The sequence below is a fragment of the Salinivibrio sp. MA351 genome (genome assembly GCF_001996065.1).
Taxonomy (GTDB): Bacteria; Pseudomonadota; Gammaproteobacteria; order Enterobacterales; family Vibrionaceae; genus Salinivibrio; species Salinivibrio costicola.
This window is the reverse complement of the sequence record NZ_MUFG01000003.1, coordinates 189,557-215,898: the sequence shown is the minus strand read 5'-3', so window position 1 is coordinate 215,898 and position 26,342 is coordinate 189,557. Positions and strand designations below refer to the sequence as shown.

Below are 26,342 nucleotides of genomic sequence, written 5' to 3'. Positions count from 1 at the left end.
TGCCATTGGCAGGGGCGTTTTTTTAGTAAGGGCATGAATTACCCCACAAAATTCAAGGGATAACATTGCGGTTAATCGGGTTCTGTAGTGAGATCAGTGTCTCTGTCGATTGGACCTCATCGATGGCCTGCAGTTTATCAATCAATACAAACTGTAACTCCTCGATAGAGCGACACATCAGCTTCACGAAGATGTTATAGGCCCCTGTCGTATAGTAAGCTTCGACCACCTCATCGAGTTGGTTCAGCTTTTCTAGCGCGGAGTGGTAATCGCGCGCCGCTTTCAGATTGATACCAATAAAGCAGCACACGTCATAGCCGAGCTTTTTAGTATTTACCAATATCTCGGTGCCTTCGATAATGCCAGCGGCTTTCATCTTTTCGACACGAACGTGCACGGTGGCAGGACTGACATTAAATCGCTTTGCCATTTCTGCGTAAGGAACGCGTGCATCATCCAGTAAGGTAGAAAGAATTCGACGATCGAGGTCATCCAGTTTCGGCAATTCGTTCATTGTTTTCGTCTTTTTGTTATAGCGAGGTCTTGTTTTTCGTTAACACGATTGCTTGACCGTTCGGTTAACACCTAATGTAGGGTATCGCGTTGTTTAGTGCGATACCAATCAACCAACAGGAAGTAGATGTGGGGATCAAATACCTTTTAGGCGGTTTACTGTTCTGGGTAGCATTGAGTGTGAGCGCCGCACAAAAAAACGTGCTGGTGGTGCATTCCTATCATCCCAACTTCTTTTGGAACCAAGCTCTGGTCGAAGGACTCGATACTGCCACCGCGGGAGAAGACATTGCGTTTCAACATACTTATCTAGAAATTAAACGTTATCAGTCAGAGGCGTATCGAGAGCAACTCAAAAAACTCTATATCCAAAAGCTCGGGAACCATCAATTCGATGCGATCTTAACCACGGATAATGCCGCACTTTGGTTAATCCATCAGTTGCATGAATATGTCGGTGAAACGCCAGTTGTTTACGCGGGCCTGAATAACTTTGGTCGCCAGCATTATCCGTTGCTCCCTAAGCTAACCGGCGTCAAAGAGGAAGTGGATCTACCGCGCAACTTGGCGTTAATGAAGCGGTTGCACCCTGGTTTAGAGCGCGTTTATGTGTTGCTCGATAATACCTTCTCGAGTCGTCAATACTGGAATGTCGTGCAAGCGCAACTGGCCAGAAACGGTGATTCTGGCATCGACGTCGTGCGCCTTTCTGGTCTCACCTTTTCGGGACTACGCGATAGAATTCAAGCCATGCATGACGGTGAGGCCGTGTTTTATCTTTCCTATTTTAGGGATAGCAACGGACAATTTCTCGATAAACTCAGTGGTATCCGAACGCTCACTCACAATACGCCCGTGCCCATCTATGGTGCCATGAGTTTTATGCTCGGTCAGGGTGTGGTCGGCGGCGTGGTGATAGATGGTAAAAATCAAGGCTACCATCAAGGGAAGCTCCTTCTTAAGACCTTGAGTGGTCAGCTACCCGCCGAACGTGATGGGACCAATATCACCATGTTTGATTACCCGGCACTCAAGCGCTGGCAGTTAGATATTAGCGCGTTTGATGATGTGACGATCACCAATCAACCCGAACCAATATGGCAAACTCATCCGGTGGCTGTGCAAGCGGTCGCCTTGGCTGTTTTGGTACTGGGCAGCGTGATTGTCATGCTAGCCGCGAATATTCGTCAGCTTCGACGCAGTGAGGCATCGTTGATGCGTCACCGGGCGATGCTCAAAGGGGTGTTTGATCAAAGTAATCAACTGATCGCGTTGTTGGATCAAAATGGCATCGTCGTTTCAGGCAACACCAGCTTTTATCAGCTGATCACCGACAGGCAGGCGTATGGAGAGCGTCCTTTATGGCTGTGGCCAATTTGGCGTAATCCGGCAAGTTTGGAGCAACACCTAAAACAGATTGGAACCACCCAGCCAAAGCGGTTTGAATTATGTTTAAGCGAAGCCCACCGTGAAGTGATCTTGGACGTGGCAGTGAAAAGCTTTCCCGGTGAACGAGGCCAGCCACGCGTATTACTTGAAGCGCGAGATGTCACCCAACGCAAACAAACTGAAGAGAAGCTACAGCGCAGCGAAATTGAATATCGCATGCTCTATGAGCAACAACCCGTTATTTTGTTAACGGTGGACTACCAGGCGCGCATCCAGTCACTGAACCAATACGCCGCAGATTTATTCGGCCATGAAAAATCGTGCTTACTGGGCCATAAAATCACTGAGCTGTATGTGAGCGACCAGGCGCCACCCCATCGGATGATTAAACGGGATCAGCATAACCAAGAGCAAGTCTGGCGCCGTGAGATTCCGTATCGAGCCGGCAATGGACACACCTTATGGGTTCGAGAAACCATCCGCGCTATGCACAATCAAACCCAGCTAATGGTCGTGGGTGAAGATATTACCGCGCACCGAGAAATGGAAAACCAGCTGACCTATCAAGCGCATCATGACTATTTGACCGGTCTCTACAACCGTAGCTACTTTGAACAAAAACTGGCCGCGGCATTATTACAAGCTCGAGAAGATGATGAGTGCCATGCGATGTTCTATATCGATATGGACCAGTTTAAATTAATTAATGATACCGCGGGCCATGAAGCGGGGGATGAGGCGTTAAAACAAGTGGCTCAGATTATCCGTCAGCACTTGCCGGAAGGGGCGGTACTCTCACGCTTAGGTGGTGATGAGTTTGGCGTTATCGCGTATCATCACGCCGCGGAGCAGTCAGTGAACTGGGGAAGATCTTTGCTGGCGGTGCTTGCTGACAGTGAGTTCTTCTGGCATGGCAGCCGGATGCGCTTAGCGTGCTCGTTGGGGATTCGTCTGCTTGACCGTACCGCGGGTTCGCCTCAACAAGTTCATGCCCAAGCAGACACAGCGTGTTATGCCGCTAAAGATGAAGGCCGCAATCGACTCCACATTTATCACCCCGATGATGAAGAGCTGCAACGCCGAGAGCAAGAAATGGCTTATGTCAGCCATATTCATGAGGCGATCGCGCATGACCGCTTTGACATCTATGCACAACAAATTGTGGATATCCAATCAGATGAGCAAGACACGCTCTACATTGAAGCACTGGTCAGAATGCGCGACACCAAAGGCGGTTGGTTACCTCCTAGTATGTTTATTCCTGCCGCCGAACGCTACAGCATGGCGCATCAACTGGATACGGTGGTGGTAACCAAAACGCTTGCCTGGTTTGATGCGAATCCCGAGCAAATTGCGAAGTTGGGCAAGGTATCGATTAATCTATCGGGCCGGTCGATTACCCAAAGCGCGTTCGTTGCTTTTCTCCTTGATGCCATTAAACAGACCCAGGTTCCCAGCGAGTGCCTCTGCCTGGAGATCACGGAAACCGCGGCGATCAGTAATATGAGCAGTGCGATCGATCTGTTTTCTCAGCTTAAAGCACTGGGCTGTACCATCGCCTTAGACGATTTTGGTGCCGGCATTTCTTCGTTTGGCTATCTGAAGCGTTTACCGGTCGATATTATAAAAATTGACGGACAGTTTATCCGCGATATTGAGACTGATGAAACCGACTATGCCATGGTGAAAGCCATTCATGATTTAGCTAAGCAAATGGGAAAACAAACCGTGGCTGAATTTGTTGAAAACGCAGCTATCTTGGACAGAGTCAAAGCGCTTGGCATCGACTATGCCCAAGGTTATCACTTTAGTATCCCGGCGCCGTTGAGCGATCAGGTAAAAAAGTGGCGTCCCAGTCGTGAGACAGTGAAGGAAAAAAACCATCTCTGATATAATCGGACCAGCCCCAGCTGTGGAGATCCGATGTGCAACTCAGTTTGATTTGTGACGCTCTTGAAAAAGACGAAGAATTTGAAAGGCTAAAGTCGAAGTGGTCACTCACTCACGATCCTGATTCATCGTTTGCTCTGGTAATGACACAAACGCATCTTGAACTACGCAAGCGCGATGAACCTAAATTAGGGGCAGTGTTTGTTGACTTTGTGAGCGGTGCGGTCGCCCACCGTCGTAAATTTGGCGGGGGGAAAGGACAAGCGATAGCGAAAGCGGTTGGGCTCAATAAGGGGATCACCCCGCGCGTACTCGATGCCACCGCTGGACTGGGGCGCGATGCGTTCGTATTGGCGTCTTTAGGCTGCTCCGTGCAAATGATAGAAAGGCATCCGGTTGTTGCCGCCTTGCTTGATGATGGCTTACAGCGAGCCTATCAGGACCCCGATATTGGTGCATGGATGCAATCACGGATGACGTTATTGCATGCCAATAGTGAGCAAGCACTGACTGACATGGCAAACATGCCAGGTTTGGTGCGACCTGATGTGATTTACCTTGATCCCATGTATCCCCACAAGAAAAAAGCCGCCTTGGTGAAAAAAGAGATGCGCGTTTTTCAATCTTTAGTGGGGGCAGATAGCGATGCAGATGCCTTATTGCTGCCCGCACTTCAACTGGCACGCAGTCGCGTGGTGGTTAAGCGGCCGGATTATGCGACGCCGTTAGCGGATAGACCACCGCATTCGACCATCACCACCAAGAAAAACCGTTTTGATATGTACATTAACGCAGCGTTAGGCGCGGAGGCGTAAGTGGCCAAAGCTTTATGTAAATGGCGCCGAGGCGAGGTTGAAGCTAACCTATCCTCCTTGGCAATCATCACCACACCGCCACGCGTGGCTTGTAGTAAATGTGCGCGGGTCGCGAGTGAAAAAGGCTACGTCTGTCGTCCTATTTCGCTAGTGAGTGGTGAAGAAAAGAAAGCGAAGAAAGCGTCTGATCACGCCGCTAAAAAAGCTAAAAAAGCTAAAAAAGCCAAACAAAAAGCAGCCAAGAAAGACAAAAAGGGTAAAGCGGATAAAAAGGCCAGAAAGAAGGCTAAGTCGGATAAACCCTAAATCAATATAAACAGCGGACAAGCAAAAACTCCATGGCGTACCATGGAGTCTTTCAGACTTAATCGAGACCTTTTACCATCAATACGGTTAATAGTCCGGTGATGACTGAAACAATCAGACCGGAAACGATTAGCCAAGGCAACATATCCATCATGATTTGCACTCACTTCTGTTGTTATGATTTGGGGGAAAAGCGAGCATGATTGGACCTGAGTTTAACCACTATCTCAACAGGGTAAACGCAGCTGGTTAACCTTAGTAACAGCTAGAAACAAGATGACTACAAAGCATTCAAAAAGCCCATGTGGCGCATAGGTCTATCAGTACAAAGGATCCAACATGAGTGTCAATCAAGGAAAGGCCGACCTATCGGTTTGGGATAAAGAAGAAGCGTTAAGTCGGTTAATGGACAGTCCGGCGCTTCTTGACGAAGCCTGCCGTATTTTTGTTGAAGAAAGCGAGCAACAGCTTCCGATGATGGAAAGGCAGTTAGCGGAGGCTAATTACGCCGATTTAGTCCGTGAAGCGCATAAAATGAAAGGCAGTGCCAGTAATTTGGCCGCACTAGAGCTGTATCAGAACGCGTTGACACTAGAGCAAGCGGCCAAGCAAGGAGAAGCCGATCAAGCCACGGCGGCACTGGCGAGTCTTAAAGAAGGCTTGGCCCGCTTCTGTGCGCAGCTAACGTGTTAATCATGAAAAGCTTTTAGCATCAATCACTATTCGCTTCTTAAAAAGAGTGGCCTTATCAGCGACTCTTTTTATTCCTAGTGAATGCATTCCCTGTTATTCGTTTTCTAAAAATATTGCACTATTTCTCCTGAGCACAATACCGTGTTCGTTATCAATGGAGAAATATTATGTCTCAGCAATATAGCGTTAAATTCATTAATAACTCAGCAAATGAAGGTAATGTTGCCATTTTCCAAACCGTTCCTGATCAAAAAGCCTTAAATGTTTTTTCTTTGGCTTGGTTCAGTAAGTTTGTTAATCCGGCTGTTCATGAAACCTTTAAATGGAACATTGATTATTCCTTTGTGTGGTCTGACACTGGTGAAGTTAAACCTGGGGTGATTTTTGAAGGCGGTCAAGAAGTGACGGCTGACTTAGAAAAATCCAATACCATCGAGTTAGATTACAATGGTGGTTATCTGTTTGGTAATCCGTCATTTAGTGGAAAGGCTGGCTCACTTTATATCGACGAAAGCGCTAATGTTCCTATGAAGCAGGCAGCTGTCGGTATCGGTATGAGTAATGCAGGTACCTTTGTGAAACCCGCACAGCCTAATCTTCATCTGGAATTTGAACCGCACCCAACTTATTGGATTGTTTTTGGTAATTACCAACAAGGTGAGATTCTTGATATCGAAGAGATCACCAATGCTGTAGAAATTAAATTCGAGCCTAATGTTTATGACATGGTTGCGACGTTGAAACCGGATAATACCTGGTCTATTCAAACGGCAGAACAATAGTTATCTCAGTTAAGGAGAGATCTCTATGTCAATCTATATCTTGAGTGGAAAATCTTCATCTGGTAATGAAGATCAACGTGGTCCTTTTAGCCAACCGGAAGCAGAGAGTGATCTCGCTGAGTATTTAGAAGCCAACTGTGTCGCAAACATGAAGCAAAGTCTGAATGACGTAGTTGATGGGAAAGGTAAGGCAACGGGCAACTATACCTTTGGGGGACATGCTGTGCTGCATGCCTCCTCTGGGAATGGGCAGAAAAGTGTGAGTCTTTTTTACTATCAACATCAAGATGTTCAGTACATTATTGCTATGGGTGAGCACGCTAGCTCTTCGTCGTACAAACTAGTGTATTATGGCCAAACTGAAGGTGATTTTAAGTACAAAGCAAAGATCAACCTCTAAATAGAAAAAGGACCGCATATGCGGTCCTCTTTTATAGCGAGAGCTCTTTTTTTATATTTGTCACTTGTCGAATGCCGATATTAAATCGCTTCGCAATTTCTGAGCGAGATTCTCCTTTCTTTACATAGCGAGCAATTTGCTGGTTTCTGATTTGTCTTTCGATATGGTCAACGACTGGTATATCTATTGTAAGCCCACCCATTTCTTGACTCAGTGATTTAAGCGATTGGACGTTGAGTAATAAAGACAGCGATGAACGCTCTGGGTGTTTAGGTATGTATTTTGCGCGGCCACCGTAGGATTGTACTAGCCTATATGCTTCTTCGATACCAATTAAATGAATAAACTCTTGAAGCTGTAAAGGTAGTCTGTTTACGTCAATATCCTTAAGAGAGCATGCGTTATTATAAGAGAGGGTATGCATGATTTAATATCCTTTTCATATACATCGCTAAGCCAACTGGTGTATCTCTTTAGTAGACTACCCGTCTGGGTGACTGCACTGACTAAGTTCAGAAACACGTTTTATAGATGAAGAATCTCTTCCGAGACTGGGTCATCACATCAGCTCTTGGCGAGCGATTGCATAAGGAAGTCTTTCAAGGAGTATTGCACAAGGAGTATTGCGCTTAGGTATGAAGAAGTGATTTTCGAAAGAGTGCGGAAAGTTGCGCTTTTTGGTCGAATTGAAAGCGATAAACCGCACCAGAAAGCGCGGTTTATCGTAAATAAGAATTTGCTTAGCGCATGGTAACAAATTCTTCTGACCCGGTTGGGTGAATCGCAACCACGCTATCAAAGTCTGCCTTAGTGGCGCCCATTTTCATCGCCACCGCAAAGCCTTGAATCATCTCGTCGACCGTAAAGCCGATCCCGTGCAGGCCCACCACTTTTTCTTCATCGCCAACACACACCAGCTTCATTTTGCAGGGTTGACGGTGCTGAGTAACAGCGGTGTACATGGCCGCAAAGCTGGACGTGTAGACTTTTATATTGTCATCGCCATACTTGGCGCGTGCTTCTGGCTCATTCAAGCCAATGGTGCCGATTGGCGGGTGGCTAAATACCACGGTTGGCACCAACTCATAGTCCATTTTGGCATGTGTCTGGCCGTTAAATAGGCGCTCTGATAATAAACGTCCCGCCTTCACCGCAACAGGGGTGAGCTCAATGCCGCCATCCATGATATCGCCGACACAGTGAATATGTGGCACGCTGGTGGTTTGGTATGGGTCGACTTTGATGTAGCCATCTGCCGTGGTTTGAACATCCGTCGCACCCAGGTTGATTTTATCTGTGGTGGGGTGACGGCCAATTGCCCAAATCAAGGTGTCTGTATTGTGGGTGGTGCCGTTTTCAAATGATAGCGTCAGGCTGCCATCGTTCTCTTTGGTAACGGAAACCGGAACATGCTGGGTATGAAGGGTTGGCCCCTCTTTTTCCATTACCTCGACCAAGGTATCTGTCACCATAGGATCGAATGTCCGTAGTGGACGGTCTTTACGCACAAACAAGTGGGTGTCAGAGCCGAGCGCATGTAACACGCCTGCAATCTCCACCGCGATATAGCCGGCACCGACAACAGCCACCCGCTTAGGCTGCTCGGGGAGAGCAAAGAAGCCATCAGAATCGATGCCAAGTTCAGCGCCCGGAATTGTTGGAACAGTGGGCGTGCCACCGACCGCAATTAAGAAGTTATCGGCGGTGTAATGCTCACCATCAACCTCAACCGTGTTGTTGTCGACAAAGCGCGCAAACCCACGGATGACATCGATGTTGTTTTTATCTAAAACATTGTCGTAGGCCTTATGGATGCGGCCGATATAGGCTTCACGGTTATTAACCAGTGTTGACCAGTTAAAGCCTTTCACATCCACATCAAAACCGTAGTCTGACGCGTAGAGGTTAAGCGCTTCTGCGACTTGGGCGCCATGCCACATCACTTTTTTTGGCACACACCCTACGTTGACGCAGGTGCCGCCTAGGTGTTTTGCTTCAATAAGGGCGACTTTAGCACCGTGCATCGCGGCACGGTTGGCAGAGGCAATACCGCCACTACCGCCACCGATACAGATATAGTCGAAATGCTTCGCCATGTCTTTCTCCATCTTATAGGCACAGGGTGCCACTGGCTTTTATGTCGAGGTCAGCTTGTCCTGTTTGGTGGCGCTTGTAAAGCCACCCACTCTGACCTTCTGAGTATTAGCATACCAAACCGGCAGTGAGGCAGCAGTCTCAGAATCATTTTGTAACGCTCGCAATACAACTTGCTTGAGTCCAAAGGATTGAAAAGTCCCCCTCGAGACGGCATATACACCGTATTGTTTATATATTCCTAGGGCTCGCTTCGTGAGCACCTTATCAGCAAAAAGGAAGGCACTATGTCCAACCCGCTACTTCAATTTGAGGATTTACCTCCGTTTTCGGCGATTAAGCCTGAGCATGTTAAGCCGGCAGTGGAAGCCGCTATTGCTGACTGTCGCCAAGCTGTCGATGCCGCTGCAGGCACTGACCAAGCTAACTGGACCACTGTTTGCGTACCGGTGACTGAGGCCGAAGATCGGCTAGGCCGGATCTGGTCACCGGTCAGCCATATGAATGCGGTGGTCAATAGCCAGCCATTACGTGAAGCCTATGAAAGCTGCTTATCGTTATTATCTGAGTATTCAACATGGCGCGGGCAGCACAAAGGTTTGTATCAAGCATACAAAGCGATAAAAGAGAGCGCCGAATTTGAGACCCTAGAGATTGCTCAGCAAAAAGCCATCACCGATGCGCTGCAAGATTTTGAACTCTCGGGCATTGCCTTGCCGGTGGATCAGCAGCACCGATTTGGTGACATTCAAAAGCGTTTGTCTGAGCTTTCCTCTTCATTTAGCAATAATATACTTGATGCCACCATGGGATGGACCAAGTTGATTTCTGACGAGAGTGAACTCGCAGGTTTGCCTGAGTCCGCGCGCCAGGCGGCGAAAGCGCAAGCAGAGGCAAAATCGCAGCAAGGCTATTTATTTACCCTGGATGTCCCCTCGTACCTGCCTGTGATGATGTATTGCGATAATCGTGCACTACGTCAACAAATGTATGAAGCCTTTACCACGCGTGCTTCTGACCGCGGCCCGCAAGCGGGGCAGTGGGATAATTCCGAGCTGATGAATGAGTCGTTGCGCTTAAAATACGAACTGGCACGTTTGTTGGGCTTTAATAGCTACAGCGAACTGTCGTTGGCGACCAAGATGGCAGAAACACCAGACCAAGTGATGGGCTTTTTGAATGATTTGGTCGACAAAGCCCGCCCTCAAGGTGAACGCGAGTTTGCCGAAGTGAAGGCGTATGCCAAGCAAGAATTTGGCGTCGATACCCTTGAGCCTTGGGATATTCCGTATTACAGCGAGAAACTCAAGCAAGCGCGTTATACCATCTCCGATGAGGCACTCCGCCCTTACTTCCCTGAAGCGCGAGTGCTCAATGGTTTGTTCGAAGTGATGAAACGTGTGTTCGGTATGACGATTACCGAGCGTAAAGGAATCGACACGTGGCATGAAAGTGTGCGCTTTTATGACATTCATGACAGCCAAGGGACGCTGCGTGGCAGCTTCTATTTGGACTTATACGCGCGGGAGCATAAACGTGGTGGCGCGTGGATGGATGAATGCCGGGTGCGTCGTCGCAAAGCGAACGGTGAACTGCAAACACCGGTGGCGTACTTAACCTGTAACTTTAATCCGCCAGTGGGTGACGATCCGGCGTTGTTTACCCATGATGAAGTGGTCACCCTGTTCCACGAATTTGGTCATGGCATTCATCATATGCTGACGCAAATCGACGTGGCTGATGTCTCCGGCATTAATGGTGTGCCTTGGGATGCGGTAGAGTTGCCGAGTCAGTTTTTGGAAAACTGGTGCTGGGAGCAAGAGGCGCTGAGCTTTATTTCGGGGCATTACCAAACCGGAGAAGCGCTTCCTGAAGACATGCTGGAAAAAATGCTCGCGGCGAAAAACTTTAACTCAGCCATGGGAATGTTGCGTCAGCTCGAGTTTAGTTTGTTTGATTTCCGTCTATTCAGCGAGTTTGATCCGGATGTGGGCCCGCGGATCATGGAAACGCTAAATGCGGTGCGTGAGCAAGTCTCAGTGGTGCCGACGCCTGAATGGAACCGCTTTCCGCATGCTTTTGGGCATATCTTTGCGGGCGGATATAGTGCAGGTTATTACAGCTATAAATGGGCTGAAGTACTCTCGAGTGATGCCTATTCGCGTTTTGAAGAGGATGGGATCTTTAACCGTGACACCGGTGAAGACTTCTTAAACCATATTCTTAGCCGCGGGGGCAGTGAAGCACCGAAAGACTTGTTTGTTCGCTTTAGAGGTCGCGAGCCAAGCCCTGAGGCGTTATTGCGTCATAGTGGGATTGCAGCGGCTTAATTGCCCGCTGAGCTGATTGACAGCGCCAAGGATAAAAAGGCTCACACCATCAAGGTGTGGGCCTTTTGTTTTGCTAAAGGTGTGTGTGCGATAGAGCGTGAGCGTCTTGAGCGTGCACGACGAGTGGCTGTCCAAGGCTTGATTGACGCAGCGCCTCTTGCTCTAGTTCCGCGCGTAACAGTGGGCTAGCGTCAAGCAGTGTGGTATCTAACGCCAAAGTGAGTGCGTCGCCGTCAGCATTGAGTCCGATCATTGGCCGAACGCGACTGTCGCGACGATGGCATAAAATCACAGCTACGCGTAGTAGTCGGAGGAGACGGTTGGCACTGGTGGTGGACAAGGCATGTTGGCCATCAATGCATACCAGTTGTTCACGGTAATAGCGTAACAAGGTGGCAACCAGTTGTTTTTGTGCACGGGTAAAGCCAGGTAAATCGAGATGAGTAATTAAATATGCGGCATGGTCGCCATCATGTTTAAAGCCAATGCTCAACCCAATTTCGTGCACGCAGGCTGCCGCATGGAGCAGGCTACCGGCTTCCGGCTCTGGAATCCATGACGCGGGACATTGATGAAGTAATTCAAGTGCGGTCGCAGCCACATTGATCCCGTGGTCCTCATCAAGCTGATAACGGGATTGGATGCTAGCTATGGTGCGCGCACGAATATCACTGTGACGCATCGCGGTCATCATTTCGTACACCAAGCCTTCACGTAGCGCCCCGCCGGCGAGGGTCATGCGAGTAACCTCTAAACACTCAAAAATGGCAATCAAGATGGACAGACCACTTGGAAAAACCAAGGCGCGCTCGAGCGTTAACCCCTCAATATCCAGTGCGTCCATTTGCCCGCAGGCAATCGCTTGATCGCGCAGTCGGTGAAGCTTTTCCAAGGTGATCACTTCATCCATCCCTTGGGTCACCATAATTTCTTGCAGCGCTTGTACCGTGCCGCTGGCGCCAACACAACAATCCCACCCCAGTTCGCGATACTGAGCTACCAATGGGGTCAACTCTGCTTTCGCACCGGCGATCGCTTTCTCAAAAGCGGCTTGGTTGAGGACGCGATCGGCAAAGTAGTCTTCTAAAAAAGTCACACATCCCATATTAAGGCTTTGTAACAAGGTCGGTTCAAACTGCTCACCGATAATCAGCTCGGTGCTAGCCCCGCCAATATCGACGACCAAGCGTTTACCCGGGCCACCTGAGGTGTGCGCCACCCCTTGGTAAATGGTGCGCGCTTCTTCTTCGCCCGAGATAATCTCGATAGGGTAACCCAGTAAAGTATTTGCCTTGGCTAAAAAGGCATCAGCGTTACTGGCACGGCGCAGCGCAGCGGTCGCGACCACGCGAATATTGTCCGTGTTAAAGTCTTGCAAGCGTTCGGCGAACAGAGCCAAACAATCCCAGCCGCGTTGCATGGCTTCATCGCTGAGCTGTTGTTGGTTATCCATCCCAGCGGCGAGACGTACTTTTCGCTTTATTTTGGCAAGGGTTTGAACACTGCCGGCCACTTGGCGCACCACCAGCATATGAAAGCTGTTGGAGCCTAAATCAATCGCGGCGTACAGCGTCGGTGTTGATGTTGTATTTCCGTGACCACTCATGATGCGCTCTGACCTATGTTTCTTTTCTGTTATGCCGACTTTTGTGGACGGCGGCGCTGCCGGTTGCGGTTGTTGCTGCTGCCTTTATTATTGCTGCTGCCGCTCTTGTTGTTACTACGACGCTGCGTATTCGGGCGTTTAGCCATTTTCTTTGGCGGCGGCAGATCCTTCAATAGCGCGTTACGATCAAATTCGCTGACCGGAATACTGTGCTCAATGTACTCTTCAATCGCCGGTAAGTTTATCGCGTACTCTTCACAGGCAAAGCTAATTGAGCTGCCACTGGCGCCGGCTCGTCCTGTACGGCCAATGCGATGGACATAGTCTTGCGCATCATCGGGAAGGTCATAGTTAAAAACGTGGGTAACCAAAGGAATATGTAATCCACGTGCTGCCACATCGGTGGCAACGAGCAGGTCCAGTTCGCCGTTAGTAAACTGCTCTAAAATTTTAACCCGCTTTTTCTGAGGGACGTCGCCAGTGAGCAGACCTACGCGATGATTATCGGCGGCTAAATGGGCCCAAATGGATTCGCAGCGATGCTTGGTATTGGCAAAGATGATGGCGCGCTCGGGCCACTCTTCTTCAATGAGCGTTTGTAGCAGCGGCATTTTTTCTTTGTTGGATGGCTGGAACAACTCTTCTTTGATGCGATGGCCAGTAATTTGCTCTGGCTCCACTACCACGTGTTCAGGGTTAGTCATGTGTTCAAAGGCCAGCTCTTGTACACGATAGGACAAGGTCGCCGAAAACAGCATGTTTAAGCGCTGGTTGGGGGCCGGCATACGGTTAAACAAAAAGCGAATGTCTTTGATAAAGCCCAAATCAAACATACGGTCGGCTTCATCCAGCACCACTGCCTGAATGCTGTGCAAGTCGATAATTTTCTTTTTGTGGAAGTCGATGATACGACCACAGGTGCCGATTAATATATCAACCCCTTGTTCCAACGTTTGTTGCTGTTTATCGTAACCTTCACCACCATACGCGAGACCGGCGGTGATTGAGGTATTCGCCAAAAGCGGTTCAGCATCGTTATAGATCTGAATCGCCAACTCACGCGTAGGAGCTAATATGATGGCCCGCGGTTGATTTTGTTTACGCGATGCGGGGACATCGGTCGTGAGGAGGTGATGAAACGTCGCAGCGAGGAACGCCAGGGTCTTTCCTGTCCCTGTTTGCGCCTGCCCTGCAATGTCTTGGCCGGTGAGCAGGACCGGCAATGCCAATGCCTGGATAGGAGTACATTCAGTAAACCCCTTGGCATCCAAGCCTTTAAGAACATCGGCGTGCAAGCCGAGCTCGGCAAATTTCTGCTCTGTGATATGCGTCATTTTCATCCGGATAGAATATCAGCTTAGGCTTGCAATACGGAAGCGAATCCAGTCAAATAGTCCCATAATTTACTGGTCGCAATTTAGCCAGTAACTAAAACATGTATTGGAGTAAAAGATGAGCGACAAAATTATGCAGCTAACCGACGACAGCTTTGAGGCAGACGTTCTAAAAGCTGCAGGACCTGTTTTGGTTGATTTTTGGGCAGAATGGTGTGGTCCATGTAAAATGATTGCACCGATTTTGGACGAAATCGCCGAGGAGTATGCAGGTAAAGTCACCATCGGAAAACTGAACATTGACCAGAACGCAGGTACTCCGCCTAAGTTCGGCATCCGTGGTATCCCAACACTGCTACTCTTTAAAGATGGCAGCGTGGCAGCAACTAAAGTTGGTGCTGTGTCAAAAACTCAACTGAAAGAGTTTCTTGACGCTAACCTGTAATGTTAAAGTAACCGTCGCTGCCTCACAGCGGCGGTTGTTTTTCTGTCAACTAGACGATACCCCATTTAGGTGCTACCTTATTGCACGGAATTTGTACTTCTGTTCATCTCTCGAACATGCCACTGGTCTCGACACGCTAACTAATTTCAGACCTCAACTTTGACAAACAAGACACTCACCACTATGAATCTTACCGAACTGAAGACTCAACCCGTCTCGACGCTGGTTGCGCTTGGCGAAAGCATGGGACTTGAAAACCTGGCTCGCTTGCGTAAGCAGGACATTATTTTTTCGATCCTCAAACAGCACGCAAAAAGCGGTGAAGATATTTTTGGCAATGGCGCGCTGGAAATTCTTCAAGACGGGTTTGGCTTCTTGCGCAGCGCAGACAGCTCGTATTTGGCCGGCCCTGATGATATTTATGTCTCGCCCAGCCAAATCCGGCGCTTTAACCTGCGCACAGGCGATACCATCGCGGGTAAAATTCGGCCGCCGAAAGACGGCGAGCGCTACTTCGCGCTACTAAAAGTTAACCAAGTTAACAGCGACAAACCCGACAATGCCCGCAGTAAAATCCTTTTCGAAAACTTAACCCCATTACACGCGAGCGAGCGGATGGTGATGGAGCGCGGTAACGGCTCTACCGAAGACATCACCGCCCGTGTCCTCGACTTGGCTTCGCCTATCGGTAAAGGCCAACGTGGTTTGATTGTGGCACCGCCGAAAGCGGGTAAAACCATGTTGCTGCAAAATATTGCTCAAAGCATTGCGTTTAACCACCCTGATTGCGAACTGATGGTGCTTTTGATTGACGAGCGTCCGGAAGAAGTGACCGAGATGCAGCGTCTGGTTAAAGGGGAAGTGGTTGCCTCGACCTTTGATGAGCCAGCTAACCGACACGTGCAAGTTGCCGAAATGGTGATTGAGAAGGCAAAACGTCTGGTTGAACATAAAAAAGACGTGGTGATCTTGTTGGATTCGATCACGCGTTTAGCCCGCGCTTACAACACGGTTGTGCCATCATCGGGCAAAGTATTGACCGGTGGTGTGGATGCCAATGCTCTCCATCGTCCTAAGCGTTTCTTTGGTGCGGCGCGTAATGTGGAAGAAGGCGGGAGCCTGACTATCATTGCTACCGCGCTGGTGGATACGGGATCGAAGATGGATGAAGTGATCTACGAAGAATTTAAAGGGACAGGTAACATGGAACTGCACCTTTCGCGTAAGATTGCGGAAAAACGTGTTTTCCCTGCCATTGACTTCACCCGCTCAGGCACCCGCCGTGAAGAGCTACTTACCAAACCCGATGAACTGCAAAAGATGTGGATTTTAAGAAAGATCATGCATCCAATGGGCGAGTTTGAAGGGATGGAGTTCTTGATTGGTAAATTGGCGATGTCCAAAACCAATAATGAGTTCTTTGATGCCATGCGGCGACAAAACTCGTAACGGCTAACGCAATAGTGTTAAGCACTGCGCATTCGCAGTGCTTTTTTATTGCTCACCCAAGGCCCAGCTCGCACAATAGACGTGACCAAGGAAAGGTGGCGCCGAACGCGTGACACTGGGCATAGGATTGCAACGGATGGCAAGACGTTACTGTACGATACTGTTGGCTATAGGGCTTGGGATCATGAGCTTATCGAGCCCGGCGGCCTTGGCGGCTAATGCGCCAGCCGCGGATGGTCAGATCGTCACCCAAACCTTTATTGAACAGGTGTTAGATAACGCGAACACGGCTAAAGCCATGCGTACCATGTCTACTCTGCTCGCGAAAGACGATGTCGCTGCGCTCAAAGCGCATATTCGTCAGCTTCCGCCGCTCACACGTGAAGCGACACTCTACCGTTTACTCTCTTCACCCTTGCCACTGAACAACGATCATTGGCGACGTTATCTGGCTGAATTGAGTCAGCAACAACCCCATTTTTTGTTACGTCACCAGCAAGACGGCTATTGGGTCACGACCCCTGCCTTCCATTACGCGGCAGCAGCACGCCAACAGTTAAACCGTTATCGAGAGCAACAACTGACCCAAGAGTTAGGCATGTTACTCAGTTATCGCCAATTGGTGATTGCTGACTGGATTAAGCCATCTCAGCCGGGTTATCGACAACGCCGTGATGCATTGGTTGCGATGATTGATGAGTATGACAGCGATGGCTTAGCCTATTTGGTCGAACAATACCTCACTGATCCTACCTTAATGTGGCTACCAGATAACGCGATTTTGGCCGCACTTGCACAAGCGACGGACCGGCCGGCACTGTATGATCGTCTTTGGCGGCGCGGTACCGATCAATACAGCCTCAATGCACTGCATGCTTTGCGTCAACGAGCTAATGATGGGTTTGCGTTGCAACAAATGATGGCCGCCGCAGATAACCCATCTCTGCGTGGCCCCGCGATTCGACAACTGGCGAATCTTTCTCCATTACCCGCGCCAGTCGCTGACTTTTTGATGTCTCAGTTATCATTACGCCAAGGGCAGCAGGTGGCACAATTATTGGTCGAAGCTGGAAAAGATGAGTGGTTAAGTGGATTAGGTGACGAGCTTGGCCCCCTTGGCCGCCAGCACATTGCATCTGCGTTGTCGTCGCGCTAATGTCGACCCTTTACCGATCCGGATACCGGTTTACTTGGTATCATAGAGGCGTCCATTAACTCATTGAGCCTGATATGAAACTTTCCGATCTGCGCGATTTTATTGATTACCTTGAGGCCCAAGGTGAGCTTAAACGCATTACGCAGCCAGTGGATCCTGACCAAGAGATCACTGAGATATGCGACCGCACCCTAAGAGCAGGCGGGCCGGCCCTTCTGTTTGAAAATCCCATCGGGTATGACATGCCGGTATTAGCGAATCTGTTTGGCACCCCTAAGCGTGTGGCGCTCGGTATGGGCCGACACGATGTGCTTGAGCTACGTGAAGTCGGCAAACTGCTGGCCTACTTAAAAGAGCCTGAGCCCCCTAAAGGGTTTCGCGATGCGCTCGACAAGCTGCCTGTGTTTCGTCAGGTGTTAAATATGCCCGCCAAGACAGTCCGTCGTCCGCGTTGCCAAGAAGTTGTGCTTAGCGGCGATGACGTTGATTTGGATAAAATCCCAGTGATGCGCTGCTGGCCGGGCGATGTGGCGCCATTGCTGACGTGGGGGCTGACCATTACGCGCGGGCCGAATAAAAAGCGCCAAAACCTTGGTATTTATCGTCAGCAAAAAATCGGCAAAAACAAAGTGATTATGCGTTGGCTCGCACACCGCGGTGGCGCACTTGATTTGCATGACTGGATGCAAACCCATCCGGGTGAACCTTTTCCTATCAGCGTTGCTTATGGCGCGGATCCGGCCACCATTCTCGGCGCCGTCACCCCCGTGCCCGATACCCTATCTGAATATGCCTTTGCAGGGCTGTTGCGCGGCAGTAAAACCGAGGTGGCAAAGAGCATCAGTAACGATTTGGATGTGCCGGCGAGTGCCGAGATTGTGATGGAAGGGTATATCGATCCGAACGAATATGCTGACGAAGGGCCTTATGGCGATCATACTGGCTATTACAACGAAGTAGAGCGTCACCATGTATTCACTGTGACACATCTGACCATGCGCAAAAAGCCGATTTATCACAGCACCTACACGGGGCGGCCACCGGATGAGCCTGCCGTACTGGGTGTGGCCCTGAACGAAGTGTTTGTGCCCATTTTGCAAAAGCAGTTCCCAGAAATTGTCGACTTTTATTTGCCTCCGGAGGGTTGCTCGTACCGGATGGCGGTGGTCACCATGAAAAAACAATACCCAGGGCATGCGAAACGCGTGATGATGGGCGTGTGGTCTTTCTTGCGTCAGTTTATGTACACCAAGTTTGTGATAGTGTGTGACGACGATGTGAATGCGCGTGACTGGAATGATGTTATTTGGGCAATCACCACTCGCATGGATCCCGCGCGCGACACCGTGATGGTGGAAAATACACCGATTGATTCGCTCGACTTTGCGTCGCCAGTGGTTGGCGTTGGCTCGAAAATGGGGCTCGATGCCACCAATAAATGGCAAGGAGAAACCGCTCGCGAGTGGGGCACACCGATCGCGAAAGACCCGGATGTGGTCGCACGTGTCGATGCGATATGGGACGAATTAGGGATCTTAGACTAATCCGGTTGGTATGCGCTAGCATTCACCGTTAATGATAAAAACACAGCCTGAGGCGGTAGTGATACCGCCTCTCATAACCTCAACGGCTGTAGCAAAACGAACAGAGGAACAGAATGTCGATACTATGTGAAGTGACCGCCGTTGAGTCGCTGGCGTGTCACACTTACCGCATTGTCCTAAAGCCTCAGCAGGCGGTGAGCTATCACCCTGGGCAATATGTGATGGCGGTAATGGGCGAAAAAGATAAACGCCCGTTTTCACTGGCGAGTAGTCCATGTCGTCAAGACGGCGGTGAGCTCGAGCTCCATGTGGGCGCCGCCGATGAAAATCCGTTCGCGCTGGAAGTGGTTGAAAAAGCCAAAGCCGTGCTAGAAAGCGGTGAAGCGAGCTTTGAAATCACCGAACCGGCCGGCGATGCCTGGTTGCGTGAGAGTGAGCGTCCCTTGCTGTTGATTGCCGGCGGAACCGGTTTTTCGTATGTTCGCAGCATGGTCGATCACTGTATTAATCAAGGAATACAGTCTCCGATCTTTATTTATTGGGGGGCACGCAACCCGTGCCAGCTTTACGCGCATGACGAGCTGCAAGCACTGTCTGAATCGCATCGCAATATTACCTTTATGCCTGTGGTTGAACAGGCGGAAGGCGAATGGCGAGGCAAAGTAGGGAATGTATTAGAAGCGGTGATGGAAGATTTTGTTAGCCTCGGCGCGTACGATATCTATATTGCCGGGCGCTTTGAAATGGCAGGCGTGGCACGTGATATGTTCTGCAAAGAGCGCGGCGTGAGTCGTGATCATCTCTACTCAGACGCGTTTGCCTTTATCTGATTAGGGTTGGCTCTCGGGTAAATAAACAGGCAGGGGTTTCCCTGCCTGTTTTACGTTCGGGTTACTGAGGCTTTGGGGCGGCATTCCGTTGGGCGGCATTCCGTTGGGCGTCGACGCGGCGCTTGACCCAGGTTTGGTTAAACCACAGCGCGGCTAAAATCAGGACCCCGCCGCTGAGTAACGGCAAAATATCCGCGTCGCGGTTCCAAATCAGCACGTTCACCACAATGCCGGCTGGGATCAGCGCGTTGTTCATCACTGCGAGCGCCCCAGCATTGACCAGGGTTGCACCCTTATTCCAAAAGAAATAGCCCAGCCCTGACGCGATAGTGCCTAGATAAATCAACACTCCCCACTGGGTTGGCGTAGAAGGCAGATTGTCACTGTTTCCGAGCAAGGCGAAAGCTAGCACGCCCACCACTAAGGCGCCAAGATAAAACCAACCGAATACCGCATGCTGAGGTAGCTGAGTTTGCTCTTTCTCAATCAAGTATTTGTAACCAACCTGCCCAATCGCAAAGCACAAATTTGCACCTTGTACCACTAAAAAACCAACCAGAAAGTCCGGATTGACAGTGGCATAGCGGATCACTACGGCGCCAAGCACCGCGATGGCCGCGGTGAGCAGGTACCAAGCGCTGAACTGCCTTTTCAACGCATCGTAAATTAAGGTGACATAAAGCGGAGTAAAAACGGTAAACAACAGCACTTCTGGTACCGATAAGAATAAGAAGGACTGATAGAAGAAACAGTACATGATGCCAAGCTGAAACGCGCCGACTAACATCAATTTGGCGGCAAACGCCGGGCGCACTTGGCGAGGACGTAAGAAAGGTAAAAACACCAGTCCTGCCAGCACGATACGCATTAATACAGAAAAGTAGCTGTCGACTTGGCCGGCTAGATATACGCCAATTAAGCTAAACGAAAAGGCCCACAGCAGTGTCACGCCGCTAAGATACCCCATAACTCGGTTCCTTCGATAAAGAGAGTAAAAGGGCAGTGTACCGTTTCGCTTCTAGGACGCAATCGGTTCCCAGTCAGCGTATGGTTAAAAGCGCAGAAGGCAGAATGACCCGCCTTCTGTCGATAGTGATTAGCGAAGAGGGTTTAGTCGCGGATGGGCACCATCAAAAGATCAACGGGCGTTTTATTCAGCAGCTGTTTAGTTGACGACAACAACGAGCTCCAGAAATCTTGATGATGGCCGACGACCACCAAATCAATCCCCATGTTTTGAATCGACTCGGTGATCTCTTCCGCTAAATCACCGCTACTGACCAAGGTGTGTGTGACCGTGCTTTGTGCGTCGCTGGCCAGTTGATTGAGTTTTTGCTGGGCTTCTTCAATCACTCGGTTACGTGATTCGACTAAGTTAATATCAATCAGCCCGGTATAAAGCTCGGCATAATTGACGTCAATATGAACCAACGACAGTTGTGCGCCCAAGGCGAAGGCAAGTGCGTCAGCTTTCTTCAACAGTCTTTCACTGTCATCTGACAAATCAACCGCAACCAAAATATGCTTGTATGACATAGAGTTATCCTTTTTATGCGAGGTTGTAAACGCAGTTTAACCAGCTTGAGAGGCAAAATCCGTCACTGTGATCGCATTCCGATTAAGAATTCGACAATGAGGCGGGTCATAAATTCGATATAAGAATCGGTCACGCAGGACATTACCGGCGTAATCCGCTTGAAAACCGACGTGCTGCTGGTCAGAATGGCAGCTAACCCCCAATAAAGAGGACGTTTTATATGCTAGCACCTGCCATGGTTGACAGGCTCAATGAGCAGATCAATTTGGAGTTTTTCTCATCAAACCTATACTTACAAATGAGCGCTTGGTGTGAGGATCAGGGTTTCGAAGGCGCGGCAAAATTCTTACATAAGCACGCACAGGAAGAAATGCAGCATATGCAGCGCCTGTTTACGTATGTGAGTGAGACAGGGGCCATGCCTATCTTGGGGTCGATTGATGCACCGCGTCACGAATTTTCCTCGTTAGGTGAGGTGTTTCGCGAAACGTATCAGCATGAGCGCTTAATCACGGAAAAAATTAACAGCTTGGCGCATGCCGCGTTTACCACGCAAGACTACTCTACCTTTAACTTCTTGCAGTGGTATGTCGCGGAGCAACACGAAGAAGAGAAGTTGTTTAAAGGCGTACTCGATAAGATCGAGTTAGTCGGCGAAGATGGCAAGGCTCTGTTCTTTATCGACAAAGACTTGGCATCCATGGCAGTTGAAGAATCAACGTCAGTGATGGACAGCTCAGCGGGGCAGTAATTACGTAACCTCTCCCTCTGAAGCGCCATCCAGTGTAGTGAAGGGAGAGGATTATGAACGGTGATATCCTAATTGTGGCTGTGTTCACAGTGACAGTGATAAATATCGCACGCTATGTATCGTCATTGCGGGCATTGGTGGTGATGTTACGTGATGCCAACCCGTTGCTTTACCAGCAAATCTGTCGTCGTGAGAGCAACTTCTTCACTTTATCGCCCCAAGGCGATATCTCGCGACAAAAACGTTTATACCAATATATTCGCAGCCAAGAGTACCTTCATCATCACGATGCGGCATTTGTGGGTAAATGCAATAAGGTGCGTCATCTGTTCACGCTTAATGTTGCCCTGTCCGGTGCCTTACTCGCGACCTTTTTTCTTGTCGCTTTTGCGGGCTGGTAAACGGATAACCATCCTTTAGACAAAATGCTGACCTTGGTCAGCATTTTTTTTGTTAGTCTGACAAGCATAAACGCCTAGACACCGTAATCGTGAGGGAAGCATGCAAAGCCTAATCCAATGGTGGCAGTCACTCTATCAAGCCGCCGCGTGGGACTGGATCTCAGATATTGTCATTTTGATGGGGCTTGGAGCCGTCGTCTGGGCGATATGGCGTGTGTTGATGGGGCGCTTAAAGGCACTGGCAGAGCGCACGCAAACACGTTGGGATGATGTGTTGTGGCCCGCGATTGATACGCCATTTTCCCTCTTAATCTGGGGCTGGCCTGCGTTTCATGCGCTAGAAATTTTTCTTGATAATACCGCAGGTCACTTGAATTTAAGCTGGGTGAGTGTGATCAGAGAGCTGCTGGTCGTGTTCTTATTGATCTGGTTTTTGCTCCGAGTGGTCAACAGTGGTGAGCAGCTGTTATTTGACGAAGGGCGCCGTGATCACACCACGATTAACGCCATTGGTAACGTCTTACGCGCACTCGCCGTCTGCATTGGCGTGATTACGCTGCTACAAAGCCTGGGTGTCAGTGTCTCCGGGTTACTCACGGTTGGTGGTGTGGGGGGCTTAATTGTCGGTCTTGCCGCCAAAGATTTGCTCTCCAACTTCTTCGGTGGGGTGATGATCTACTTTGATCGGCCATTTAAAGTGGGCGACTGGGTGCGCTCCCCCGATCGCAACATTGAGGGCACGGTGGAAAAAATTGGTATTCGCATGACGGTAGTGCGCACCTTTGATTTGCGCCCTTTATACGTGCCCAACTCGGTATTCAGTAACGTAGTGGTGGAAAACCCCTCGCGGATGCTGAACCGTCGGATTTACGAAACCATTGGGCTGCGTTATCAAGACGCCGATAAAATCAGTACGGTAATTGATGATGTGTATGCGATGTTAGAAGCGCATGCAGATATTGAAACGCGGCAAACCTTGATTGTGAACTTCAACAGTTTTGGCCCGCATTCACTTGATTTCTTTATTTACACCTTCACCAAAACGGTCAACTGGCAGCGTTACCATCAGGTAAAACAAGACGTGTTATTAAAAGTGATTGAAATTATTCATCAGCATGGTGCGGATATTGCTCTTCCTACCCGCACGCTGCATATGGATCCGAATATGCTAGAGCAAGGTGCTGCTGCTATGAGGCCACCGCCAGATGCACAGGCGCGTTAAATCGCGCTTGCCGCTCACGTGCGGGCTGCTACAATGCCGCTCCCACAGGGTGAGCAGAGAATAAACAGGTAAGCGTGTGACTGAGTATGATGTAATTGTGATTGGTGCCGGTGCCGCCGGATTGATGTGTGCGGCACAAGCCGGCCAACGTGGCCGCCGCGTTTTGGTGGTGGACCATGCCAAAAAGCCGGGTCGCAAGATCCTGATCTCGGGCGGCGGGCGCTGCAATTTCACCAACTATGACGTCACCGCCAATAATTTCCTGTGTGAGAACCCGCACTTCGTCAAATCCGCATTGGCGCAATACAGCCAATGGGACTTTATTGGCCTGGTGGCGACCCATGGCGTGGCCTATCACGAGCGTGACCATGGCCAGTTGTTTTGTGATGACAGCGCCAAAGATATCGTTAACCTACTTTTGGCCGAATGCGACCAAGCCACCATCAATCAACGCTATCGCTGTGAAGTGCATGATATCGAGCAAGAAGAAGCTGGCTTTCGCCTCAAACTCAATGGTGAGCCGGTACGCTGCCAGTCTTTGGTAGTCGCCACGGGCGGCCTTTCCATGCCCAAGCTTGGTGCCACCCCCTTTGGTTACCAGCTTGCCGAGCAATTTGGTCTAAAAGTGCTGCCCACTCGCGCCGCCTTGGTGCCGTATACCTTGCACCAAGAGGACAAAACGCGCTTTGCCGATATTTCCGGGGTGTCGGTGCCATGTTCGATCACCACCGAGTCTGGCGTTTGCTTTAGCGAGAACCTGCTCTTTACCCACCGCGGCTTATCGGGACCGGCGGTGTTGCAAACCTCCTCGTTTTGGCAGCCGGGCGAAGCGGTCACCATCGATTTACTCCCCAGTGAGTCGCTAAAAGACGTGCTGGTGGCGATGCGTGATAAGCACCCCAACCAAACCTTAAAAACCTCACTGTCTCGCCTATTCCCCAAACGCTTGGTCGAGGTCTTGATTGCGCGCGATAGCTTGCCGGATAAACCGCTCAAGCAGCTCGATGACAAGCAGCTCGATCAGCTTCATTACTACTTTCACCAGTGGTCCATTGCCCCAAATGGCACTGAAGGTTACCGCACCGCAGAAGTGACGCTTGGTGGGGTGGATACCCACGCAATTTCCTCTAAAACTCTTGAAGCGCGAGATATTTCCGGGCTGTATTTTATCGGTGAAGTGCTTGATGTCACCGGCTGGCTCGGCGGCTATAACTTCCAATGGGCTTGGAGTTCCGGCTGGGTAGCCGGGCAGTATGTATAAAAAAACATGCTTGGATGCACATTATCTTACTGAATTTATTGCTTAATCGCTAATCACGTAGAGAATCTGCTGCGGGGTGGATAAAGGATGAAGACTCCCCGTTTTTCCTTAAGTAGAGCCAAGGAGTGGTGAGTGATTTCTTTTCTAAGCGTGAGAGAGATATGCCGTGGTGTATCGAATAAAAACACGCTCTATACGTTTCTATTTGTGCTGCTTCACCAGTCATCGATTGCTTTTTCTATTTTCGCCTCTGTGATGGTTTCAGGCTATATTCTTGAAATTAATCAACATTATGAAGCATTGAAGCTCTGGGTATTCCTCTACATTGTCGCGATGATTCTTCCCTATATAATCGGCTACTTTTCTGATGTGTATAAAGAAAAGTGGTTGTGTGAATCACTGAGTCGATTTTGGCAATCCGCGACTAAACGCTATCAATCTTGCACTGACAGTCGCACAGTCGACCATACGCTGGGCGTGTACGTTTCTCAGGGAAAGAGTGCGATTTCTGACTTTATTGGCTATGCCTTTTGGGGGATGTCGTCTGGGCTCAACTTCTTCCTGAGTCTGCTAATGATCACCGCTTTTATTGATTGGCGTTTTTTTGTCAGCGTTATGATCAGTGTGCTGCTTATCTTGGGGTTCAATAAACTCATTTCCTCGCATCTGGAAAATAACGCCGTCACCACCCATAAAGCGGGTTCATCACTGACGTCAACGTTATCGACTATCCATGACAATGTACATTTTGGTTCGTCGGTGAATGCATTGGCTTATCAAACGCGGTTCGAGGAAGGGAAAGCGAAATACTTAGGGCTGAGAATCAAAGAGGCTGTGTTTAGGTATAAGGCATTGTTGGTTTCTTCCTTGCTCGCGCTTGCGCCAACTTCCTGTGTATTACTGTTCATTTTTACGTCTAGCAGTGTCCCGATGGAGGTAAAGGTGGCGTCGATTGTTAACCTCACACGCATTTATCATCTTTTAAATTCTGCGTCGGATATTGTTAGCTTGTTAATCTCTTTTCCGTCTATCAAAGGCCAGCTGTCGGTGATGACGTGTTTTTCGAAAAATAAGCCGCTTTACCAGCCACAATGGAATATCGCGATCCTTAAAGATAACGAGAGCGTTGATACCGTGAACCTTGCTCAAGCGCAGGAGGGCCGTTTTCGCGTTGTTGGAGAAAACGGATCTGGAAAAACTTCTTTCTTAAGGCACCTCTGCGCCAAAAATGATTATCTCTACTTCAACCCGTCTAAGCGCTTACTGTGGCCTTGGGATGATTCAGCAATACTGTCTGATGGTATGTACTCCGCCAAGAGTATTCAGTGGTTACTGGAAAATAGCTCGGGCCACTTGATTCTGGATGAATGGGATGCGTTTCTCGACTCAGAGAATACGAAAAAGATAGGTGCGCTGATTGATTCATATGCAGATAGCCGAGTTATTATTGAGGTCCGCCAATAGGCCGCGTTTCTGTCGGTCTTGCGAGGAATCCCCAATCCTCAGATGCTTGCTTTTGTGTTATTTACAACAAACTGCATATCATAAGCGATGATTGGTTTATGTGATCTTGATTCTAACTCTTCTCTAGTTG

The 26,342-nt window shown here is 49.4% G+C and carries 24 protein-coding genes; 17 read left to right on the top strand and 7 right to left on the bottom strand.

The features are described from left to right. Nucleotides 1–52 precede the first annotated feature (52 nt). Nucleotides 53–514: a transcriptional regulator AsnC gene (asnC, locus tag BZG78_RS03525; protein WP_021022202.1), complete on the bottom strand. Its 462-nt coding sequence runs from the start codon at nucleotides 512–514 to the stop codon at nucleotides 53–55. 128 nt (nucleotides 515–642) lie between these two features. Between asnC and BZG78_RS03520 the strand changes: the two genes are divergently transcribed. The 6 genes from BZG78_RS03520 (at nucleotide 643) to BZG78_RS03495 (ending at nucleotide 6,788) form a co-directional block, all read left to right on the top strand. Next, nucleotides 643–3,792: a bifunctional diguanylate cyclase/phosphodiesterase gene (locus BZG78_RS03520; protein ID WP_242412978.1), complete on the top strand. Its 3,150-nt coding sequence runs from the start codon at nucleotides 643–645 to the stop codon at nucleotides 3,790–3,792. Between the two features lie 35 nt (nucleotides 3,793–3,827). Next, nucleotides 3,828–4,607, top strand: a complete 780-nt coding sequence (locus tag BZG78_RS03515; RefSeq protein WP_077576397.1) for a class I SAM-dependent methyltransferase — start codon at nucleotides 3,828–3,830, stop codon at nucleotides 4,605–4,607. Further along, a complete protein-coding gene (locus BZG78_RS03510; RefSeq protein ID WP_077660399.1) occupies nucleotides 4,608–4,913 on the top strand; it encodes a hypothetical protein in 306 nt (101 codons plus the stop codon). A 339-nt stretch (nucleotides 4,914–5,252) separates the two neighbouring features. Beyond that, nucleotides 5,253–5,606: an Hpt domain-containing protein gene (locus BZG78_RS03505; RefSeq protein WP_077660398.1), complete on the top strand. Its 354-nt coding sequence runs from the start codon at nucleotides 5,253–5,255 to the stop codon at nucleotides 5,604–5,606. A 167-nt stretch (nucleotides 5,607–5,773) separates the two neighbouring features. Then, nucleotides 5,774–6,388 (top strand): RhiA, encoded by a 615-nt coding sequence (locus BZG78_RS03500; protein ID WP_077660397.1) that lies wholly within the window; start codon nucleotides 5,774–5,776, stop codon nucleotides 6,386–6,388. A gap of 25 nt (nucleotides 6,389–6,413) precedes the next feature. Beyond that, on the top strand, nucleotides 6,414–6,788 hold the full coding sequence (locus BZG78_RS03495; RefSeq protein ID WP_199877158.1) for a hypothetical protein: 375 nt from the start codon (nucleotides 6,414–6,416) through the stop codon (nucleotides 6,786–6,788). Between the two features lie 31 nt (nucleotides 6,789–6,819). Here BZG78_RS03495 and BZG78_RS03490 read toward each other — a convergent pair whose 3' ends face one another. Then, nucleotides 6,820–7,212, bottom strand: a complete 393-nt coding sequence (locus BZG78_RS03490) for a hypothetical protein (RefSeq protein ID WP_077660396.1) — start codon at nucleotides 7,210–7,212, stop codon at nucleotides 6,820–6,822. Between the two features lie 316 nt (nucleotides 7,213–7,528). Beyond that, the gene (gene gorA / locus BZG78_RS03485; protein ID WP_077660395.1) at nucleotides 7,529–8,884 is read right to left on the bottom strand and encodes a glutathione-disulfide reductase; all 1,356 of its coding nucleotides are present in this window, start codon (nucleotides 8,882–8,884) and stop codon (nucleotides 7,529–7,531) included. A gap of 285 nt (nucleotides 8,885–9,169) precedes the next feature. Here gorA and prlC point away from each other — a divergent pair, with 285 nt between their 5' ends. Further along, nucleotides 9,170–11,212 carry an oligopeptidase A gene (gene prlC, locus BZG78_RS03480; protein ID WP_077461862.1) on the top strand — a complete coding sequence of 681 codons (2,043 nt, stop codon included), beginning with the start codon at nucleotides 9,170–9,172 and terminating at the stop codon, nucleotides 11,210–11,212. Nucleotides 11,213–11,285: 73 nt separating this feature from the next. Here the strand turns inward: prlC and gppA are convergent, their stop codons facing one another. Both gppA and rhlB read right to left on the bottom strand, forming a co-directional pair. Continuing rightward, nucleotides 11,286–12,818, bottom strand: coding sequence for a guanosine-5'-triphosphate,3'-diphosphate diphosphatase (gppA, locus tag BZG78_RS03475; protein ID WP_077660394.1), 1,533 nt, complete (start codon nucleotides 12,816–12,818; stop codon nucleotides 11,286–11,288). Between the two features lie 29 nt (nucleotides 12,819–12,847). Next, complete coding sequence (gene rhlB, locus BZG78_RS03470; protein WP_077461864.1) at nucleotides 12,848–14,158, bottom strand: ATP-dependent RNA helicase RhlB; 1,311 nt, start codon at nucleotides 14,156–14,158, stop codon at nucleotides 12,848–12,850. A gap of 112 nt (nucleotides 14,159–14,270) precedes the next feature. Here rhlB and trxA point away from each other — a divergent pair, with 112 nt between their 5' ends. The 5 genes from trxA to fre all read left to right on the top strand — a co-directional run bounded on the left by trxA (nucleotide 14,271) and on the right by fre (nucleotide 19,576). Then, nucleotides 14,271–14,597 carry a thioredoxin TrxA gene (gene trxA / locus BZG78_RS03465; RefSeq protein WP_021022211.1) on the top strand — a complete coding sequence of 109 codons (327 nt, stop codon included), beginning with the start codon at nucleotides 14,271–14,273 and terminating at the stop codon, nucleotides 14,595–14,597. Nucleotides 14,598–14,780: 183 nt separating this feature from the next. Then, complete coding sequence (rho, locus tag BZG78_RS03460) at nucleotides 14,781–16,046, top strand: transcription termination factor Rho (RefSeq protein WP_021022212.1); 1,266 nt, start codon at nucleotides 14,781–14,783, stop codon at nucleotides 16,044–16,046. A gap of 136 nt (nucleotides 16,047–16,182) precedes the next feature. Continuing rightward, nucleotides 16,183–17,202 (top strand): hypothetical protein, encoded by a 1,020-nt coding sequence (locus tag BZG78_RS03455; RefSeq protein ID WP_131826066.1) that lies wholly within the window; start codon nucleotides 16,183–16,185, stop codon nucleotides 17,200–17,202. 74 nt (nucleotides 17,203–17,276) lie between these two features. Continuing rightward, nucleotides 17,277–18,746, top strand: a complete 1,470-nt coding sequence (gene ubiD / locus BZG78_RS03450; protein WP_077461866.1) for a 4-hydroxy-3-polyprenylbenzoate decarboxylase — start codon at nucleotides 17,277–17,279, stop codon at nucleotides 18,744–18,746. 113 nt (nucleotides 18,747–18,859) lie between these two features. Beyond that, nucleotides 18,860–19,576 carry an NAD(P)H-flavin reductase gene (gene fre, locus BZG78_RS03445; RefSeq protein WP_021022215.1) on the top strand — a complete coding sequence of 239 codons (717 nt, stop codon included), beginning with the start codon at nucleotides 18,860–18,862 and terminating at the stop codon, nucleotides 19,574–19,576. A gap of 61 nt (nucleotides 19,577–19,637) precedes the next feature. Here the strand turns inward: fre and BZG78_RS03440 are convergent, their stop codons facing one another. Further along, nucleotides 19,638–20,543, bottom strand: a complete 906-nt coding sequence (locus BZG78_RS03440; RefSeq protein WP_077660393.1) for a carboxylate/amino acid/amine transporter — start codon at nucleotides 20,541–20,543, stop codon at nucleotides 19,638–19,640. Between the two features lie 143 nt (nucleotides 20,544–20,686). After that, nucleotides 20,687–21,112: a universal stress protein gene (locus BZG78_RS03435; protein ID WP_021022217.1), complete on the bottom strand. Its 426-nt coding sequence runs from the start codon at nucleotides 21,110–21,112 to the stop codon at nucleotides 20,687–20,689. A 221-nt stretch (nucleotides 21,113–21,333) separates the two neighbouring features. Between BZG78_RS03435 and ftnA the strand changes: the two genes are divergently transcribed. From ftnA to BZG78_RS03410, 5 genes are all read left to right on the top strand, one after another. Further along, nucleotides 21,334–21,864, top strand: a complete 531-nt coding sequence (ftnA, locus tag BZG78_RS03430) for a non-heme ferritin (protein WP_021022218.1) — start codon at nucleotides 21,334–21,336, stop codon at nucleotides 21,862–21,864. Between the two features lie 50 nt (nucleotides 21,865–21,914). Beyond that, on the top strand, nucleotides 21,915–22,265 hold the full coding sequence (locus tag BZG78_RS03425) for a universal stress protein UspB (protein WP_028569577.1): 351 nt from the start codon (nucleotides 21,915–21,917) through the stop codon (nucleotides 22,263–22,265). A gap of 100 nt (nucleotides 22,266–22,365) precedes the next feature. After that, on the top strand, nucleotides 22,366–23,487 hold the full coding sequence (locus BZG78_RS03420) for a mechanosensitive ion channel family protein (RefSeq protein WP_108743351.1): 1,122 nt from the start codon (nucleotides 22,366–22,368) through the stop codon (nucleotides 23,485–23,487). A 76-nt stretch (nucleotides 23,488–23,563) separates the two neighbouring features. Continuing rightward, a complete protein-coding gene (locus tag BZG78_RS03415) occupies nucleotides 23,564–24,748 on the top strand; it encodes an NAD(P)/FAD-dependent oxidoreductase (RefSeq protein WP_077660392.1) in 1,185 nt (394 codons plus the stop codon). 132 nt (nucleotides 24,749–24,880) lie between these two features. Next, nucleotides 24,881–26,212 carry an ATP-binding protein gene (locus BZG78_RS03410; RefSeq protein ID WP_077461867.1) on the top strand — a complete coding sequence of 444 codons (1,332 nt, stop codon included), beginning with the start codon at nucleotides 24,881–24,883 and terminating at the stop codon, nucleotides 26,210–26,212. The last annotated feature ends 130 nt before the right edge of the window (nucleotides 26,213–26,342 follow it).